Source organism: Pseudomonas sp. NCHU5216 (genome assembly GCF_052156495.1).
Lineage (GTDB): Bacteria > Pseudomonadota > Gammaproteobacteria > Pseudomonadales > Pseudomonadaceae > Aquipseudomonas.
On the sequence record NZ_JBQLIX010000004.1, the window covers coordinates 116,885 to 134,987 of the forward strand.

The 18,103-nt window shown below is 65.9% G+C and carries 16 protein-coding genes; 2 read left to right on the forward strand and 14 right to left on the reverse strand.

Features of this window, described 5'->3' with window-relative positions; translation table 11 throughout:
- Positions 1-56: 56 nt before the first annotated feature.
- The gene (dibA, locus tag ACSVIK_RS04870) at positions 57-2,348 is read left to right on the forward strand and encodes a phosphodiesterase DibA (protein WP_442443243.1); all 2,292 of its coding nucleotides are present in this window, start codon (positions 57-59) and stop codon (positions 2,346-2,348) included.
- 4 nt (positions 2,349-2,352) lie between these two features.
- Here the strand turns inward: dibA and cysW are convergent, their stop codons facing one another.
- The 10 genes from cysW to ACSVIK_RS04920 form a co-directional block, all read right to left on the reverse strand.
- Entirely contained in the window at positions 2,353-3,249 is an 897-nt protein-coding gene (gene cysW, locus ACSVIK_RS04875) for a sulfate ABC transporter permease subunit CysW (RefSeq protein WP_442443340.1), read from the reverse strand.
- The gene (gene cysT / locus ACSVIK_RS04880; RefSeq protein WP_442443244.1) at positions 3,177-4,016 is read right to left on the reverse strand and encodes a sulfate ABC transporter permease subunit CysT; all 840 of its coding nucleotides are present in this window, start codon (positions 4,014-4,016) and stop codon (positions 3,177-3,179) included. The genes cysW and cysT overlap by 73 nt, the downstream gene beginning before the upstream one ends.
- Before the next feature lie 255 nt (positions 4,017-4,271).
- Positions 4,272-5,288 (reverse strand): thiosulfate ABC transporter substrate-binding protein CysP, encoded by a 1,017-nt coding sequence (gene cysP, locus ACSVIK_RS04885; protein ID WP_442443245.1) that lies wholly within the window; start codon positions 5,286-5,288, stop codon positions 4,272-4,274.
- A gap of 230 nt (positions 5,289-5,518) precedes the next feature.
- Entirely contained in the window at positions 5,519-5,734 is a 216-nt protein-coding gene (locus ACSVIK_RS04890) for a TOBE domain-containing protein (RefSeq protein WP_268180608.1), read from the reverse strand.
- A 51-nt stretch (positions 5,735-5,785) separates the two neighbouring features.
- Complete coding sequence (ssuB, locus tag ACSVIK_RS04895; RefSeq protein WP_442443246.1) at positions 5,786-6,613, reverse strand: aliphatic sulfonates ABC transporter ATP-binding protein; 828 nt, start codon at positions 6,611-6,613, stop codon at positions 5,786-5,788.
- On the reverse strand, positions 6,610-7,404 hold the full coding sequence (gene ssuC / locus ACSVIK_RS04900; RefSeq protein WP_442443247.1) for an aliphatic sulfonate ABC transporter permease SsuC: 795 nt from the start codon (positions 7,402-7,404) through the stop codon (positions 6,610-6,612). The genes ssuB and ssuC overlap by 4 nt, the downstream gene beginning before the upstream one ends.
- Before the next feature lie 322 nt (positions 7,405-7,726).
- Complete coding sequence (ssuD, locus tag ACSVIK_RS04905; protein WP_442443248.1) at positions 7,727-8,875, reverse strand: FMNH2-dependent alkanesulfonate monooxygenase; 1,149 nt, start codon at positions 8,873-8,875, stop codon at positions 7,727-7,729.
- 92 nt (positions 8,876-8,967) lie between these two features.
- Positions 8,968-9,930, reverse strand: a complete 963-nt coding sequence (locus ACSVIK_RS04910) for a sulfonate ABC transporter substrate-binding protein (RefSeq protein WP_442443249.1) — start codon at positions 9,928-9,930, stop codon at positions 8,968-8,970.
- Positions 9,931-10,091: 161 nt separating this feature from the next.
- Entirely contained in the window at positions 10,092-10,685 is a 594-nt protein-coding gene (gene ssuE / locus ACSVIK_RS04915) for an NADPH-dependent FMN reductase (RefSeq protein WP_442443250.1), read from the reverse strand.
- A gap of 9 nt (positions 10,686-10,694) precedes the next feature.
- On the reverse strand, positions 10,695-11,333 hold the full coding sequence (locus ACSVIK_RS04920; RefSeq protein ID WP_442443251.1) for a peroxiredoxin: 639 nt from the start codon (positions 11,331-11,333) through the stop codon (positions 10,695-10,697).
- A gap of 117 nt (positions 11,334-11,450) precedes the next feature.
- Here ACSVIK_RS04920 and ACSVIK_RS04925 point away from each other — a divergent pair, with 117 nt between their 5' ends.
- Positions 11,451-11,906, forward strand: coding sequence for a GNAT family N-acetyltransferase (locus ACSVIK_RS04925; RefSeq protein WP_442443252.1), 456 nt, complete (start codon positions 11,451-11,453; stop codon positions 11,904-11,906).
- On the opposite strand, the gene ACSVIK_RS04930 is transcribed toward ACSVIK_RS04925, so the two are convergent.
- The 4 genes from ACSVIK_RS04930 to kdpB form a co-directional block, all read right to left on the reverse strand.
- Positions 11,903-12,595: a response regulator gene (locus ACSVIK_RS04930; RefSeq protein WP_442443253.1), complete on the reverse strand. Its 693-nt coding sequence runs from the start codon at positions 12,593-12,595 to the stop codon at positions 11,903-11,905. The two genes, ACSVIK_RS04925 and ACSVIK_RS04930, sit on opposite strands and share 4 nt — an antisense overlap.
- Complete coding sequence (locus ACSVIK_RS04935) at positions 12,595-15,243, reverse strand: DUF4118 domain-containing protein (protein ID WP_442443254.1); 2,649 nt, start codon at positions 15,241-15,243, stop codon at positions 12,595-12,597. Before ACSVIK_RS04935 ends, ACSVIK_RS04930 begins: the two co-directional genes overlap by 1 nt.
- Positions 15,244-15,253: 10 nt before the next feature.
- Complete coding sequence (gene kdpC / locus ACSVIK_RS04940; protein ID WP_442443255.1) at positions 15,254-15,811, reverse strand: potassium-transporting ATPase subunit KdpC; 558 nt, start codon at positions 15,809-15,811, stop codon at positions 15,254-15,256.
- A 219-nt stretch (positions 15,812-16,030) separates the two neighbouring features.
- Positions 16,031-18,103 (reverse strand): potassium-transporting ATPase subunit KdpB, encoded by a 2,073-nt coding sequence (gene kdpB / locus ACSVIK_RS04945; RefSeq protein ID WP_442443256.1) that lies wholly within the window; start codon positions 18,101-18,103, stop codon positions 16,031-16,033.

Genomic DNA, 18,103 nt, shown 5'->3' on the forward strand with positions numbered 1-18,103 from the left:
CCATCCCCAAGGACAGCCGGCATGCACACACAATAACAGGAGCGACCTTGCTCGCCATGCGTATAGATAGAACCGCCTTGCGTCTGACCCTGGCTTACCTGCTGGTCGCTTCGCTGTGGGTGCTGCTCAGTGATCAGTTGCTCGACCTGCTCGCTCCCGCCCAATACAAGCACCTGCAATCGCTCAAGGGGCTGCTGTTCGTCATCTTCAGTGCCTTCCTGCTGTATGCCTTGCTACGTCGGCATGCCATTCACTACCGCCGCGCGCAGCGGGCCATGAGCACCAGCGAAGAGCGTCTGCGCCTGGCACTGGATGCCACCCGTGACGGCCTGTGGGATCTGGATATGAGCAGCCAGCGGGTGTTCTATTCGGATAGCTACGCGGCCCTGCTTGGCATCGACAAGGCCGCCCTCGGCGACACCCGTGAGCAATGGGCCGAATACCTGCACCCCGAAGACCGTCAGCGCGTGCTGGAGAAGATTGACCTCAACCTGCAAGGCACCCAGTACGAGAACGTCTACCGCCTGCGCCATGCCGACGGCAACTACCGCTGGATCCATTCGCGCGGCCGCCTGCTGTGCAACGCCGCGGGTCAGCCCATGCGCTTTATCGGTATTGCCAGCGACATCACCCAGCGCCGCGCCGACGAAGACAGCCTGCGCCAGGCCGCCGCGGTGTTCGACGCCACTCAGGAAGGCGTGCTGGTCACCGATGCTAGGCAATGCATCGTGCACGTCAACCCGGCGTTCTCGCGCATCACCGGCTACAGCCGCGAAGAAATCCTCGGCCAGGCACCGACCCTGCTCAAGTCCGGGCGTCACGACAGTGTGTTCTACCGCGACATGTGGCACGCCCTGGAGCGCCACGGCGCCTGGGCCGGCGAGGTGTGGAATCGGCGCAAGAGCGGCGAGATCTACCCGCAATGGCAATGCATTCGGGTGATCCACGATCCCCAGGGCGCGATCAGCCATTACGTGGCGGTTTTCTCCGACATCACCGCCCTCAAGCGTTCGCAGCGCGAGCTGGACTACCTGGCCCACCACGACCCGCTGAGCAACCTGCCCAACCGCCTGCTGTTCACCGAACGGGTCGCCCATGCCATGGAGCGCAGCCAGGAGTCACGCTCCGGCGCCGTGCTACTGCTCGATCTGGATCACTTCAAGCACATCAACGAAAGCCTCGGGCATAACGTCGGCGACCTGCTGCTCAAGTCCGTCGGCGAACGTCTGCAGCAAGTCATTCCCAGCGGCGTGACCCTGGCTCGCCTGGGCGGTGACGAGTTCGGCCTGCTGCACGAGCAATGCCACGAAGCGGCACAGGCCGCCGAACTGGCGCAAGCCCTGCTCAATAGCCTGCATGCGCCCTTTCGCCTCGATGGCAACGAGCTCTACATCAGCGCCAGCATTGGCATCAGCCTGTTCCCCAACGATGCCGAGGGCGTCGAACAGGTGCTGCGCAATGCCGACTCGGCGCTGTTCAAGGCCAAGAGCACGGGCCGCGAAAGCTTCGCCTTCTACGCGCAGGAACTGACCGATTACGCCCGGCAACGGGTGGAGCTGGCCAGCAGCCTGCGCCATGCCCTGGAAAACGGTGAACTGCGCGTGTTCTACCAGCCCCTGCACGACCTGCATGACGGCAATCTGGTGGGCATGGAGGCCCTGGTGCGCTGGCAGCACCCCGAGCGCGGCCTGGTGTCACCGGCGGAGTTCATTCCGGTGGCCGAGGAAAACGGCATGATCGGAGCCATCGACGCCTGGGTGCTGGAGCAGGCCTGCGCGCAGATGGTGCAGTGGAACCTCGAGCGCAACGGCCCGCAGTTCGTCGCGGTAAACGTGTCCAGCCGTCAGTTCGGGCGCGGCGAGCTGGATCTGCACGTTGCCCAGGTGCTGGCCAAGACGGGACTGAATCCAGCACAGCTAGAACTTGAAGTGACGGAGAGCGCGGTGATGGAAGACCCCACTGCGGCCCTCAACCTGCTGACCCGCCTGCGCGCGCTGGGCGTGCGCCTGGCCATCGACGACTTCGGCACCGGCTACAGCTCGCTGGCCCGTCTCAAGCGCCTGCCGGTGCACAAGCTCAAGCTCGACCAGAGCTTCGTGCGAGGCCTGCCGGACGACCCGGAGGACGCCGCCATCTCAAGAGCGGTGATCGCCCTCGGCCACAGCCTGGGCCTCAAAGTGCTGGCCGAAGGCATCGAGGAAGAGGCCCAGGCCGACTTCCTGCGCGAACTGGGTTGCGACTATGGCCAGGGCTATCACTTCGGCCACCCGCAACCCGCCGCCGTGCATGACCAGGCACGGGCAGCGCAGCGCATGCAGGCAGCGCTGCCGCCAGGTGCGGGTAGCTGAGGGATCAGGCCTCGGCGCGCTGCAGCAGGCGCCGTTGGCGCCACTCCATGAAGGTTTTCAGGAACAGCGTGAGCAGGGCCATGCAAGCCAGCAGGCCAGCGGCAGTGAAGGCGGCCGCAGGCTTGTAGTCGTTGTTGAGCTGGTCGACCAAAAGCGGCAGGGTCAGGGTCTGGTTGATGATGGTGCCGGACACCACCGACACCGCGCCGAACTCGCCCACCGCACGCGCATTGGTGACCACCACGCCGTACAGCAGCGCCCACTTGATCTTCGGCAGGCTGATGCGGCGGAAGATCTGCCAGCCGCTGGCGCCCAGACACATGGCGGCGGTTTCCTCGTCCTGGCCCTGGGCCTGCATCACCGGAATCAGGATGCGCGCCACATAGGGCGCGGTGACGAATACCGTGACCATGACGATGCCCGGCCAGGCGAACATCAGTTGCATGCCATGATCGTAGAACCAGCGGCCGATGAAGCTTTCCAGGCCGTACACCACCAGGTAGCAAAGGCCGGCGACCACCGGCGACACCGCGTAGGGAATGTCGATCAGCGTGGTCAGCACCTTGCGCCCACGGAAGTCGTAATGGGTCACGCACCAGGCCAGGCAGATGCCGAAGCACAGGTTCAGCGGCACGGTGATCACCGCCACGAACAGGGTCAGGCCGATGGCGTGAAGCATGTAGTCTTCGTTCAGGTTGCTCCACAGCAGGTCGAGCCCGCCGGCCAGGGCCTTGCTGAAGATCAGCGCCAGCGGCACCAGCAGAATCAGTGCCACCAGCGTCAGACCGAGTGTTACCAGCGCCCATTGGCGCCAATCCTGGGGCTTTTTCATCGACCTTGCCGTTGCCATGCGAACAGACGCCCCTGCACCAGTTGCAGGAGAAAGAGAAGAGTCAGCGATGCCAGCAGGATCACCGAAGCGATGGCCGCTGCCGCCGGGTAATTGAATTCCTGCAAGCGGACGAAAATCATCAGCGAACTGACCTCCGTCTTGTAGGGGATGTTGCCCGCTATCATGATCACCGCGCCGAACTCACCGAGGCTGCGGATGAAGGCCTGCGAGCCGCCGGTGACCAGCGCCGGCGTCAGGGTCGGCAGCACCACGTGGCGGAAGGTCTGCAGGCGGCTGGCGCCCAGGGTGCGCGCGGCCTCTTCGTACTCGGCGCCAAGATCCTGCAGCACCGGCTGCACCGTGCGCACCACGAAGGGAATGCTGGTGAACACCATGGCCACGACGATACCGGTGTAGGCATAGGCCACCTTGAAGCCCAGCCACTGACCGATCCAGCCGTTGGGCACCAGCAGCGTGGCCAGGGTCAGGCCGGCCACCGAGGTGGGCAGGGCGAACGGCAGGTCGATCAGCGCATCCACCAGGCGCCGACCGGGAAAGTCGTAGCGGGTGATGATCCAGGCCAGCAGCAGGCCGATCGCCAACACCGCCAGGGTGGAGTAGAACGCCGCCGAGATCGTCACCTTGTAGCTCTGCACCACGCGCGGGTCGCTGATGGCGAACCAGTACTGCGCCCAGGTCATGTCGCTGACGTACAGCAGCAGCGCCGACAGCGGCAGCAGGATCACCAGCGACAGGTACAGCACACTGACGCCGAAGCTCAGGCCAAAGCCAGGCAGCAGCGGGGTCTGTCGGAAGAACAGCGTCGGTTTGCTCACGAAAAAGCTCGGCTCTACAAATGCAGTTGGCCGCCAAGATGGCGGCCAACAGACCAATACGATGCTTGCCCAGTGCCTCAACACAGATCACATGTCGGCATGTGCTCGGCTGCTTTCGGGTAGGGTGCGCTGCGCGCACCACGAAGACCGCAGTGCGTGCTTGGTGCGCACGGCGCACCCTACCCGAAAGCCGTCCGAGCGACAGTTGATCTGTAGCGTAACACCAGGGCGGGTTACACCCGCCCTGAGTCCCGATCAGCGACCGGCAGCGAGAAGCTGGTCGAGGATACCACCGTTGTCGAAATGCTTGGCGGTGATCTCGTCCCAGCTACCCAGCACCTCGGTCGGGTTGATCAGGCGTACCGGGGCGAACTGGGCCTTGGTCGCCTCCACCACTTCCGGGTTGTGCACGCGGTAGTTGTAGCGGGTCAGCAGTTGCTGGATGTCCTTGCTGTACTGGAAGTCGAGGAAGGCCTTGGCCTGCTCGCGGGTGCCGCGCTCGTCGGCCACCTTGTCGACGATGGCCACCGGGAATTCGGCCAGCACGCTGACCTCCGGCACCACGATCTGCAGGTTGGAAGACTTGAACTCGTCACCCTTGGCAATGTTGATCACTTCCGACTCGAAGGTCAGCAGCACGTCGCCCTGGCCGTTCTGGGCAAAGGCCACGGTGGCGCCACGGCCGCCGGTGGGGAAGTTCTCGACGTTCTTCAAGAGCTTGCCGACGAAGGCCTTGACCTTCTCCTGGTCGCCGTTGAATTTCTCGTTGGCGAACAGCCAGGCGCCCAGGTAGCTGTAGCGGGCGTTGCCGGAGGTTTTCGGGTTGGGGAACACCAGCTTCACGTCATCGCGAATCAGGTCGTCCCAGCTCTTGATGTTCTTCGGGTTGCCTTCGCGTACCAGGAAGGCGGTGGTGCTGTAGTAGGGCGAGCTGTTGTTGGGGAACTGCTTGGCCCAGTCTTCGCGCAGCAGGCCGCGCTTGGCCAGGATGTCCACGTCGGTCACCTGGTTGAAGGTGACCACATCCACCTTCTTGCCCTGGATGATGTCCTGCGCCTGGCGCGAGGTGCCGGCGAAGGACTGGATGATCTTCACCTCCTTGCCGGTCTTCTCCTTCCAGTACTCGACGAACTTGGGGTTGATCTCGCCGAACAGCTCACGGGCGATGTCGTAGGAAGCGTTGTGGAAAGGGGTGTCGACGGCAGCATGGCTCAACGAGCCAGTCAGCAGGGTGGCGCCGGCCACGGCGGCCAGAACGATCTTCTTCAGCATCTAAGGCATCCTTATCGAGAGCGGTGCCTGCAGGCAGGCGTTTTGATGGCTCGATTCTGCAGAAAAAGCATATAGCCGAAAAATATCTTTTTCTTATCTCTTTATAACAAGACTTGCAGAAGACGATCAGCCACAAGGGCCGACAAGGATAAGGCATGTCGTCCGGCCAGGCGAACCGAAGGCGCCAGACAGCTTGCCCCGGCCATTGCGGCCGGGGCCACGGAGGAGCGTCAGAGCTTGGCGATGGACACCTCGGTGGATTTGACGAAGGCAATCACCTCGCTGCCCACCTGCAGCTCCAGCTCGCGCACGGAACGGGTGGTGATGACCGACGTGACGATGCCGGCGGCAGTCTGCACGTCGATTTCCGACAGTACGTCACCGATGACGATGTTCTTGATGCTGCCCTTGAACTGGTTGCGCACGTTGATGGCTTTGATGGTCATGGGATTTTCTCCTGGGGTCGAAAATCAGCGGCAAGCTTCAAGCTGCAAGCCTCAAGTAGAAGCCTGCGGTTCTTGCTCGAAGCTCTTAGCGTTGGGTTTTTGCTTTGCTGCTTTTACTTGAAGCTTGTGGCTTGCCGCTTGCGGCTGCGCCAGCACCCGGTCGAGCACTCGCGCTTCCAGTGCAGCCGATTGCGGCGAGCAATGGGCGCGTGGGCGCGGCAAGTGCACGTCCAGATCCAGGCCGATCTGGCCGTCCTCGATCAGGATTACCCGATCCGCCACGGCCACCGCTTCGGCAACATCGTGGGTGACCAGCAGCACGGTGAAGCCATGCTGCTGCCACAGGCGTTCGATCAGGCGCTGCATCTCGATGCGGGTCAGCGCATCCAGCGCGCCCAGCGGCTCGTCGAGCAGCAGCAGGCGCGGCCGGTGGATCAGCGCCCGAGCCAGAGCCACGCGCTGCTTCTGCCCGCCGGACAACGCCGCCGGCCATTCCTGGGCGCGATCCGCCAGGCTGACTGCCGCCAACGCTTCCTCGGCCTGCCTGCGCCAGTTGCCGGACAGGCCCAGGCCAACGTTGTCGATCACCCGTTTCCAGGGCAGCAGGCGCGAGTCCTGGAACATCAGGCGGATATCCTCGCGCACGGCGTTGAGCGAGCCGCTGCCTGCGCGCAACTGGCCGCCGCTGGGTTGATCCAGCCCGGCCAGCAGGCGCAGCAAGGTGCTCTTGCCACAGCCGCTACGACCGACCACGGCGACGAACTGGCCGGTGGGAATGTGCAGGTCAATGCCCTTGAGCACCTGACGCGCGCCGAAGGTTTTCTCGATCTTGTCGATGACCAAGGGGAGGCCCTGGCGAATGCTGTGCAGCGCCGTCATTGAGCACCTGCCTTGGCCTGATAGGCCGGATGCCAACGCAGCCAGACGCGTTCGAGGCCATGGGCGGCGACGTCGGCCAGCTTGCCGAGCACCGCATAGAGCAGGATCGCCAGCACCACCACGTCGGTCTGCAGGAACTCGCGGGCGTTCATCGCCAGGTAGCCGATGCCGGCGCTGGCGGAGATGGTCTCGGCGACGATCAAGGTCAGCCACATGAAGCCGAGGGCAAAACGCACGCCGACCAGGATCGACGGCAGCGCACCGGGCAGGATCACCTGGCGGAACAGGGCGAAACCGGACAGGCCATAGCTGCGCGCCATCTCCACCAGCGCCGGGTCGACGTTACGGATACCGTGGTAGGTGTTGAGGTAGATGGGAAACAGGGTGCCGAGCGCGACCAGAAACACCTTGGCCGCTTCATCGATGCCGAACCACAGGATCACCAGCGGAATCAGCGCCAGGTGCGGCACGTTGCGGATCATCTGCACCGAGCTGTCGAGCAGGCGCTCGCCCCATTTCGACAGGCCGGTGACGAAGCCCAACAGCAGGCCGATGCCACCGCCGATGGCGAAGCCGATAGCAGCGCGCTGACCGCTGATCGCCAGGTGCCGCCAGATCTCCCCGGAGACCAGCAATTGCCAGCCGGCGGCGAGCACCGCGCTGGGTGCCGGCAGGATGCGGCTGGACAGCCAGCCACCGGCCACCGCCAGTTGCCAGGCCACCAGCAGCCCCAGCGGCAAGGCCCAGGGCGCGGCGCGCAGGGCCAGTTTGTGCAGGGTCGTGTTGTTCATGGTTGCCTCGAAGAATTCTGTGTTTCTGTCCCCGGATTGCATCCGGGCTACAAACCCTCTCCCATGAGTGGGAGAGCCGGAGGCGAGCCGTAGGGTGCGCCATGCGCACCAATGGCAGCGCAGGCAATCGAGGTGCGCGCAGCGCACCCTACGATTCACTCAGTAGCCCGGATGCAATCCGGGAAATCCGTGCGCTAGCCCCCTCTCCCCATCCCTCTCCCCAAAGGGGCGAGGGAGCTGTCAGGTGCCGCCGGAGTGCCCAGTGGCTCGCTTTGCCCCCCTCTCCCATTCATGGGAGAGGGGCTGGGGGAGAGGGCGCTTTTCAACTCGCCGCAGCCGCCTTCGGCAAAATGTCGTTGGCGATCATTTCGCCGAACGGGCTGACATAACCGCGACTCTCAGGGCGCTGGGGCTGGGCCACGTCCAGGTGCGGGAACAACAGTTCGGCGACTCGGTACGACTCCTCCAGATGCGGGTAACCGGAGAAGATGAAGGTGTCGATGCCCAGCTCCGCGTATTCCTTGACCCGTGCCGCCACCGTCGCGCCATCGCCCACCAGCGCGGTACCGGCGCCGCCGCGCACCAGGCCGATCCCGGCCCAGAGGTTCGGCGATACCTCCAGGTTGTCCCTCTTGCCACCGTGCAGCGCAGCCATGCGCTGCTGGCCGACCGAATCGAAACGCGCCAAGGACGCCTGGGCACGGTCGATGGTGGCCTGATCCAGATGGCTGATCAGGCGATCCGCCGCGGCCCAGGCTTCGTCATTGGTCTCGCGCACGATCACATGCAGGCGAATGCCGAAGCGCACATCACGGCCCTGCCTGGCCGCCTTCTCGCGTACCTGGGCGATCTTCTCGGCCACCGCGGCCGGCGGCTCGCCCCAGGTCAGGTACAACTCGACCTGCTCAGCGGCCAGATCCTGCGCCGCGTCGGATGAACCACCGAAATACAGCGGTGGACGCGGCTGCTGGATCGGCGGGTAGAGCAACTTGGCGCCCCTCACCTGGATGTGCTTGCCGGCGTAGTCGACGCTTTCGCCTTCCAGCACACGGCGCCAGATGCGGGTGAATTCCACGGAGGCTTCATAACGTTCGGCATGGGACAGGTGCAGGCCATCGCCGGCCAGTTCATCCGGGTCACCACCGGTCACCAGATTGAACAAGGCCCGACCGTTGGACAGGCGATCCAGGGTCGCCGCCTGGCGCGCGGCCACGGTCGGCGAAACGATCCCCGGGCGCAGGGCGACGAGGAATTTCAGGTTCTGCGTGACCGGGATCAGCGAGGCCGCCACCAGCCAGGAGTCCTCGCAGGAACGCCCGGTGGGGATCAACACGCCGCCATAGCCGAGGCGGTCGGTGGCCTGGGCGATCTGCGTGAGATAGCCGTGATCGACGGATCGGGCGCCTTCGGTAGTGCCCAGGTACTGACCATCGCCATGGGTAGGCAGGAACCAGAAGATATTGAGGCTCATGGAAAGGTTTCCTTTTGCGAACGCGTTGCGGTAGCCCGGATGCAATCCGGGAAATATCGTGCTGCCGTCCCGGATTGCATCCGGGCTACGAATTACTGGGCCTGGGCGACCCTGGCCGGCGGCTGCCAGACCACTTCGGCAATGCTCAGGCGCCTGGGAATCAGCCTGAGGTCGCTGAAGGTGTCGGCGATCTTCTGCTGCGCGGCGGCCACCTCGGGGGTAATCAACTGCGCGCCGTAGCTCTGCCGTTCAACGGCAGCACGGGTGATCGCTGGGGAAAGCCCGAGCAGCGGCGCGACCTGGGCAGTGGTTGCGTCGAGGTGCGTTCGTGTCCACTCGCCGGTATTGCGGATCTCCTCGACCAGAGCGGCCACCACCTGCGGGTGCTTCTCGGCAAAGGGGCGCGCGGCCAGATAGAACTGGTGGTTGTTCACCAGACCACGGCCATCACGCAGGATGCGCGCCTGCAACTGCTGCTCGGCGGCTGCCAGGAAGGGATCCCAGATCACCCAGGCATCGACGCTGCCGCGCTCGAAGGCGGCGCGGGCATCGGCGGGGGGCAGGTAGACCGGAGTGATGTCGCGGTACTTGAGGCCGGCCTCTTGCAGGGCGCGCACCAGCAGGTAATGCACGTTGGATCCCTTGTTCAGGGCGACCTTCTTGCCCTTGAGTTCGGCCACGGACGTGATCGGCGAATCCTTGGGCAGCAGAATCGCTTCGCTCAGTGGCGCTGGCGGCTCGAAGGCCACGTATAGCAAGTCAGCACCCGCAGCCTGGGCGAATACTGGCGGCGTCTCACCTGTGGTGCCGAAATCGACGGAACCGACATTGAGCCCTTCGAGCAACTGCGGGCCGGCGGGAAACTCCGTCCATTGCACGTCCACGCCCTGGGCGGCGAGGCGTTTTTCCAGGGCGCCGCTGGACTTGAGCAGCACCAACGGGCCGTATTTCTGGTAACCGATACGCAGTGTCTCGGCTTGTGCGTGGATAGCGCCGAAGGCGAGGGTCGCGGCAAGCAGGGCGACCAGACTCCGACGCAAAGTGTTGCCGCCCATGGCGACCTCCTTTGCAGTTGAGTGTGGGCCTGCTTGCCCGTTGGCGGGCGAGTAAGGCGGGGAAGCAGCCGCAAGCTTCAAGCCTCAAGCTACAAGCGGGCGTGCCGCTGTTGCTCTGGCTTTTACTTGCAGCTTGTAGCTTGCAGCTCATCGCTGCTCTTTCAGATACTCCAGCGAGCGTTCACCAGCCGGTCATTCAATAGCTTCGGATCGATCGGCCTCGGCCGTCGCGCCAGGGCTGCGCCCAGTTGTTCCAGTGCCTCGTCGAGGCGTTCGCGCAACTCATCGTCGATCTGCGCAGGCCTGCCCCCTTCGGGATAGGCGATCTGCTTATCCACGGCGAACACGCCGGAGAGCATTTCCTGCGCCTTCAGCGCAGCCAGCACCGGCTTGAGCGCGTAATCCACCGCCAGCAGGTGCGCCGGGCTGCCGCCACTGGCCAGGGGCAGCACCACCTTGTGCGCCAGGGCGCGCTCGGACAGCAGATCCAGCAGCACCTTCAGCGCGCCAGTGAACGACGCCTTGTACACCGGCGTGCCAATCACCAGGCCATCGGCGCTGGCCAGCACGGCCTGCAAATGCTGCACCGCCGGGCTGTCGAACCTTGCATGCAGCAGATCCTCGGCGGGAAAGTCGCGCACCTTGAGCAGGCTCACTTCCACCTGCTGCGCCTCGAGACGCTGACGCACATGATCCAGCAGTACCTCGGTGCGCGAACGCGCCGCAGGGCTGCCGGAGAGCAATACGACGTGCATGCTCGATCCTTACTTGTTGGGTTGCGGCGTCAGACGTAGATAGGGCTTCACCGCCCGATAGCCTTTGGGGAAGCGCTGCTTGAGCTCGGCCTCATCCTTGAGTGAGGGCACGATCACCACCTCGTCGCCGTCCTGCCAGTTGGCCGGGGTGGCCACCTTGTGGTTGTCAGTCAGTTGCAGCGAATCGACGACGCGCAGGATTTCATGGAAGTTGCGCCCGGTGCTGGCCGGGTAGGTGATGATCAGGCGCACCTTCTTCTGCGGGTCGATGATGAACAGCGAACGCACGGTCAGGGTGTCGTTGGCGTTGGGGTGGATCAGGTCGTAGAGGTCGGACACCTTGCGGTCGGCATCGGCGATGATCGGGAAGTTGACCAGGGTGTTCTGCGTCTGGTTGATGTCGTCGATCCACTTGAGGTGCGAATCCACCGGATCGACGGACAGGGCGATGGCCTTGACGCCGCGCTTGGCGAATTCATCCTTGAGCTTGGCGGTGAAGCCCAGCTCGGTGGTGCACACCGGGGTGAAGTCAGCCGGGTGGGAGAAGAGAATGCCCCAACTTTCGCCCAGCCATTCATGGAAGCGAATGCGGCCTTCGCTGGAATCCTGCTCGAAATCGGGGGCGATGTCGCCCAGACGGATGGTCATGCTGGTGCTCCTCGGCAGTGGCTGGGTGTGGTGCTCACTATGCTCAGGAACAAATCGAATTAAAAAGAATAAATAATGATTTATTTATAACCAAAACATTTTTAAAGAAAGGCCATCATGACCACCCCAACCTTGCACGAGATTCCCAGCGAACAGGCGCCCATGGCGCTGTTGCTGGAAGCCGATCCCAGCATCGCCCTCATCGCCAGTTATCTACAGGACGGTCGCTGCGTGGTCGCGCGCCTGGGCAAAGCGACCGTCGGTGTCTACGTGATCAAAGCTCTGACGGCCAACACCTGGGAACTGATGAACATCGCCGTGACGCCGGAACACCAGGGTCAGGGTATCGGCGTCCTGCTGCTGCACCACGCCATCGACCAGGCCCGGCAACTGGGTGCGAAGCGCCTGGAACTGGGCACCGGCAGCTTCGGCCACCAATTGACCTTCTACCAGCGCGCCGGATTTCGCGTGGTGGCGGTGGAGCCGGATTACTTCCTGCAGCACTACCCCGAACCGCTGTTCGAGAGCGGCCTGCAGCATCGGGATCGTTTGCGCCTGACTCTGGAGCTTTAAGAAGGCTCGCGCAGGCGATACCCGACCCCCGCCTCGGTAATCAGGTAACGCGGCGCAGCCGGATTGTCGCCGAGCTTCTGCCGCAGGTGGCCGACCACCACGCGCAGGTAATGGCTGTCGCCAACATGGCTCGGCCCCCAGATATCGCGCAGCAGTTGCTGCTGGGTCACCACCCGCCCGAGGTGCTGGGCGAGCAGCGCCAGCACCGCGTATTCCTTGGGCGTCAGGGCGATTTCGGCGCCGTCGAGGCTGACCCGGCGATAGGCCAGGTCGATGCTCAACGCACCGCAGGCGATGCTCGCCGGCAACGTTTCGCGGCCCTGGCCCTGGCGCAGCAGCACGCGCACGCGGGCAAGAAACTCCTGAATGCCGAACGGCTTGGTCACGTAGTCATTGGCGCCGCCATCCAGCGCCAGCACCTTCTCACCCTCGCTGGCACGCACCGAAAGCACCAGCACCGGCACCTGGCTCCACTCGCGCAGGCCGCGCAGCACCTGCTGGCCGTCGAGGTCGGGCAGGCCGAGGTCGAGCACGACCAGATCGGGGCTGTGCAGCGCCGCCTGAGCCAGGCCGTCTTCGCCATTGGCCGCCTCAAGCACCCGATAGCCCTGGGCGCTGAGGGCGATGCGCAGGAACTTGCGTATCTGCGCTTCGTCGTCGATCAGCAGAATGCTCGGCCCCTGGCTCATCAGTCGTCCTCGGCTTGCGGTTGTGCGGTCAATGGCAGGTGCAGGATCAGGCTGGCGCCACGGCCATCGAGGCCTTCGCCGACCGTGACGCGGCCGCCGTGAGCGCCGACCATGCCCTGGCAGATGGCCAGGCCTAGGCCGGTGCCCTGGCCGCCGCGATCCCCCCGCGCTGCGGTGTAGAACATGTCGAAGATCTTCGCCCGCTCCGCCTCGGGAATGCCAGGGCCCTGGTCCGCGACGACAAAGCGCAGCTCCTGTTCGTCGTACTCCAGCGCCACGCGCAGGCGCCCGGCCGGCGGCGAGAAGCGCGCGGCATTCTCCAGCACATTGACCAGCGCCTGCTCGACCAGCGCCGCGTGCACGTGCAGCAGCGGCGGCTCCGGCGGCAACAGGCATTCCACCTGCAGCGGCGCGAGCACCGCGCGCAGGCGTTGCAGGGCGCTGGCGACGATGTCGCTGGGCGCCACCCAGTCGCGCGCCAGCTTGAGCCCGCCATGGCCGAGGCGGGTCATGTCGAGCAGGTTCTGGATATAGCGGTCGAGGCGCTCGGCCTCGTCACGGGTGCCTTCGAGCAGTTCCCGGCGATCCGCCAGGGGGATCGCCTCGCCCAGCGCCAGCAGGCTGTCGATGGAGCCACGCATGGCGGTCAGCGGCGTGCGCAGATCGTGCGATACCGAGGCCAGCAGCGCACTGCGCAGTTCTTCGGTCTGCCCGTGCAGGCGCGCGGCCTCCAGCTCCTCGGCCAGTTGCGCGCGGGCCAGGGCCTGCGCCAGCGGTTGGCCCAGGGCGGCGACCAGGCGCCGGCGCTCGTCGGCCAATGGCGCGCCGTCGACATGCTGCAGGCCGATCAGCAACAACGCGCCCTCCTCCCCGCACAGCGGCCACCACCACCAACGGCTGTTGGGCAGGGTATCGGTACCGCGCCCGGCGGGCTGCTCATGCTGCCAGGCCCAGTCGGCGGCGGCGCGCTCGGCATCGGCCAGCTCGGTATGCTGGCCGCCCTCGTGCTGCCACTGGCCATCGGCGTTGCGCGACAGCAGGGTTAGGTGCATCTCCGTCCAACCGCCCAATTGTTGCTCGGCCACCGCCAGCACGGCCTGACGGTCGGCGGCGGCGGTGAGCTTGCGCGACAGCTCCAGCAGCGCCGTGGTCTCGCCCTGCGCCTGACGCAGCGCCTGCACCTGGCGGCGCTGACGGCTGGCCAGGTTGCCGGTCAGCCCGGCCATGAGCAGGAAGAACAGCAGGGTCAGCACGTCCTCCTGACGCTGGATGCGCAGAGTCAGGGTCGGCGGAATGAACAGGAAGTTGTAGGCCAGGAACGACAGTCCGGAGCAGGCCAGCGCCGGGCCCAGGCTGCTGCGCACCGCCACCAGCAACACAGCGGCGAGGAACACCAGGGAGATGTTCGGCAGCTCCAGCACCTGCGCCAGGCCGAGGGAGATCAGCGTGGCGCAGGCGGCGGCCAGGGTGGCCCACAGGTAGTCGCGCCAATGCGGGGCCATGCGCCTACGCCGGCCAGTCGCGGGCTGCGTAGCGGCGGCATCCAGCACGCTCACCTCCAGCCCGGCACCGGCAGCCAGCAGACGTTCGCCGAGGCCACGCCCGAACCAGCGCCGACGCAGGCGCCGCGTGCTGCTGCCGACCAGAATCAGGCTGGCGCGGCGTTCGCGGGCGTGGTCGAGCAGCGTGCGCGCCACCGAGTCGCCATGCAGCGTCACCACTTCGCCGCCAAGGCGCTCGGCCAGGCGCTGTGCCGTTTGCAGCCTCGCCCGTTGCTCCTCGTCCATGGCCACGCGGCTGTCCACATGCACCACCGACCAGGGCAGATGACGCCGCTCGGCCACCGCGCAGGCGTGGCGCACCAGGCGCTCGGCCTCGCCGTCACCATCCACCCCTACCAGCAGGCGGCCGAGCACGCTGGGTGCGGCCTGACCAAGCTGGCGGTAACGCTGGTCGAGGTCGGCATCGACCCGCGCGGCGGCGGTCTGCATGGCCAGCTCGCGCAGCGCGGTGAGGTTGGTCGGCGAGAAGAAGGCGTCGATGGCCGCACGCGCCTGCTCGGGCATATACACCTTGCCATCGCGCAGGCGTTCGAGCAGTTCGCGCGGCGGCAGGTCGACCAGCTGAATCTCGTCGGCCTCCTGCAGCACCCAGTCGGGCACCGTCTCGCGCACCTGCACGCCGGTGATGTCGCGCACGCGATCGTTGAGGCTTTCCAGGTGCTGGACGTTGACCGTGGTGTAGACGTCGATGCCGGCGGCGAGCAGTTCCTGCACGTCCTGCCAGCGCTTGGCATGGCGGCTGCCCGGAGCGTTGCTGTGCGCCAGCTCGTCGACCAGCGCCAGCTTCGGCGGGTCGCCTAGCAGGCCGTCGAGATCCATCTCGCTGAGTTCCAGACCACGGTACGGCAGGCGCAATGGCGGCTGCTGCGGCAGCCCCACCAGCAGCGCCTCGGTCTCGCTGCGGCCGTGGCTTTCCACCACCCCGGCGCGCAACGCCACGCCCTGGCGCAGTTGCGCATGGGCGGCCTGGAGCATGGCAAAGGTCTTGCCGACACCCGGCGCCGCGCCGAGAAACACCTTGAGCCGGCCCCGCCCTTCGCGGGGCAGGTCGGCGAGCAACGCTTCGGCGCGCAGGCTGTCGTTCATCGAGCACTCGTTACTGGGAAGAAGTGAAGGAATTGTCGGCCAGCGCCAGGTTCAGAGCCAGCACATTGACCACCGCCGGGCCGAACAGTGGGCGCTCGGTATGTGCCTCGACCAGGCGCAGCAGCTCGGCCTCGGCCAAGCCTCGGGCCTTGGCGATACGCGGGATCTGCCAGGCGGCGGCCTCGGGCGATAGCTGCGGGTCGAGGCCGCTGCCCGAGGTGGTCACCAGTTGCATCGGCACCGGCGCCTGGCCGGCATGACCCGCGCTGGCCTGCTCGATACGCTCGCGCAGCTTCGGATTGCTCGGCGCCAGGTTGCTGGCGGCGCTGGCCACGGTGGCGTAGTCGCCGGCCGAAGGGCGCGGTAGGAACCACTGATCGCCGTCGAAGGCCTGGGCGATCAGGCGGCTGCCGCGCACCTGGCCGGCGTCGTCACGCACCAGGCTGCCAGCGGCCTGATCGGGGAAGGCCACCTGGGCCACGCCAGTGACCGCCAGCGGGTAAGCCACGCCGGTGAGCAGCGTCATCAGCACCAGGGTGGCGATGGCGGGGCGGATATGGTCGAGCATGATGAGTCTCCTGATTCAGATTGCCCCGGATTGCATCCGGGCTACGTCGCTTGGCTTGTGTCATTCGTCTTGGCGCCGTGCCTGGCCATTTTGCGGATAAATCCGCTCCTACCGGCCGTGCCGTCGGGCGCAATGAAGCCCTTGTAGGAGCGAGCTCTGCTCGCGAAGCTTTTCACGCACCAGAGATTCGCGCGCAGAGTTCGCTCCTACAAAACGCGTTTACACCCAACCCAACCCCACCAGCAGCAGGTCGAGCAGCTTGATCCCGACGAAGGGCGCGACCAGCCCGCCGAGGCCGTAGATCAGCAGGTTGCGCCGCAGCAACTGGCCGGCGTCCAGCGCCTGGATGCGCACGCCGCGCAGCGCCAGCGGGATCAGCGCAACGATGATCAGCGCGTTGAACACGATGGCCGAGAGAATCGCGCTCTGCGGGCTGTGCAACTGCATCAGGTTGAGCGTGCCGAGCTGCGGGTAGATGCCGGCGAACAGCGCCGGGAGGATGGCGAAGTACTTGGCCACGTCGTTGGCCACCGAGAAGGTGGTCAGCGCGCCACGGGTCACCAGCAGCTCCTTGCCCACCTGCACCACGTCGATCAGCTTGGTCGGGTCGCTGTCCAGGTCGACCAGGTTGGCAGCCTCGCGGGCGGCCTGGGTGCCGTCGTTCATGGCCAGGCCAACGTCGGCCTGGGCCAGCGCCGGGGCGTCATTGGCGCCGTCGCCGCACATCGCCACCAGCTTGCCTTCGGCCTGCTCGGCACGGATACGCGAGAGCTTCTTCTCCGGCGTGGCCTCGGCGATCACGTCATCAACTCCCGCCTCGGCGGCGATGGCCGCAGCGGTCAGCGGGTTGTCGCCGGTCACCATCACGGTGCGGATACCCATGGCGCGCAGCTCGGCGAAGCGCTCGCGGATACCCGGCTTGACCACGTCCTTGAGGTGGATGGCGCCGAGCAGGCGCCCGTCCCCGGCCACCAGCAGCGGCGTGCCGCCACTCTGGGCGATCTTCTCCACCTCACGGGCCAGCGGTGCCGGCAGATCAGTTCGGCCCAGGCCGAGGTAGGCCAGCACGGCATCCACCGCGCCCTTGCGGTAGGCCACGCCATTCACGTCGGCACCGGACAGGCGCGTCTCGGCGCTGAAGGCGATCAGCGTCATGCCGCTGCGCTCGGGCGCTTCCATCGGGTGCAGCGCCGCCAGGTATTCGACGATGGACTTGCCCTCCGGCGTGTCGTCGCCCTGCGAGGCCAGCAGCGCCGCCTCGGCCAGCTCCGGCGTAGATACCCCCGGCGCCTTGACCATGGCGCTGCAACGACGGTTGCCGAAGGTGATGGTACCGGTCTTGTCCAGCAACAGGGTGTGCACATCGCCGGCGGCCTCCACGGCGCGGCCGGACTTGGCAATGACGTTGAGGCGCACCAGGCGATCCATGCCGGCGATGCCGATGGCCGAAAGCAGGCCGCCAATGGTGGTGGGGATCAGCGTCACCAGCAGCGCCGCCAGGTAGATCAGCGGCAAGTCGCCACCGGCGAAGCGGGCGAATGGCTGCAGCGTGGCCACCACTAGCAGGAAGATCAGGGTCAGGCCGATCAGCAGGATATCCAGCGCCACTTCGTTGGGCGTCTTCTGCCGGCGTGCGCCTTCGACCAGGGCGATCATGCGGTCGAGGGTGGACTCGCCGGGGTTGGCGCTGATGCGTACCAGCAGCCAGTCCGACACCAGGCGGGTGTTGCCGGTGACCGCCGAGCGGTCGCCGCCGGACTCGCGGATCACCGGCGCGGATTCGCCGGTAATCGCCGCCTCGTTGACCGCCGCGACACCTTCGATCACCTCGCCGTCGCCGGGGATCAGCTCACCGGCCTCGACCCGCACCACATCGCCCTTGCGCAGGCTGCTGGCCGGCACGGACTGGAACTGCGCGCCGACCTGCTTGTTCGCCATCAAGCCCTGGCTGCCGGACTTGAGGCTGTCGGCGCGAGCCTTGCCACGGCCCTCGGCCAAGGCCTCGGCGAAGTTGGCGAAAAGCACGGTGAACCATAGCCACAAGGCGATCTGCACGCCCAAGGCGGTGCTCACGCCCCCCGCTTCTGGACGAACGGAGGGGACGAAGCACAGTACGCTGGTGACCAGCGCCGTCAGCTCCACCACCAGCATCACCGGCGAGCGCACCAGTTGCCGTGGGTCGAGCTTGACGAAGGCCTGCTTGAGGGCCGGGCGCCACAGCGCGCCGAGGCCGGTCTGCGGCTGACTGCTGGACGATTGGGCGCTGCGTTGCGCCGTTACGGGGGCATTCAT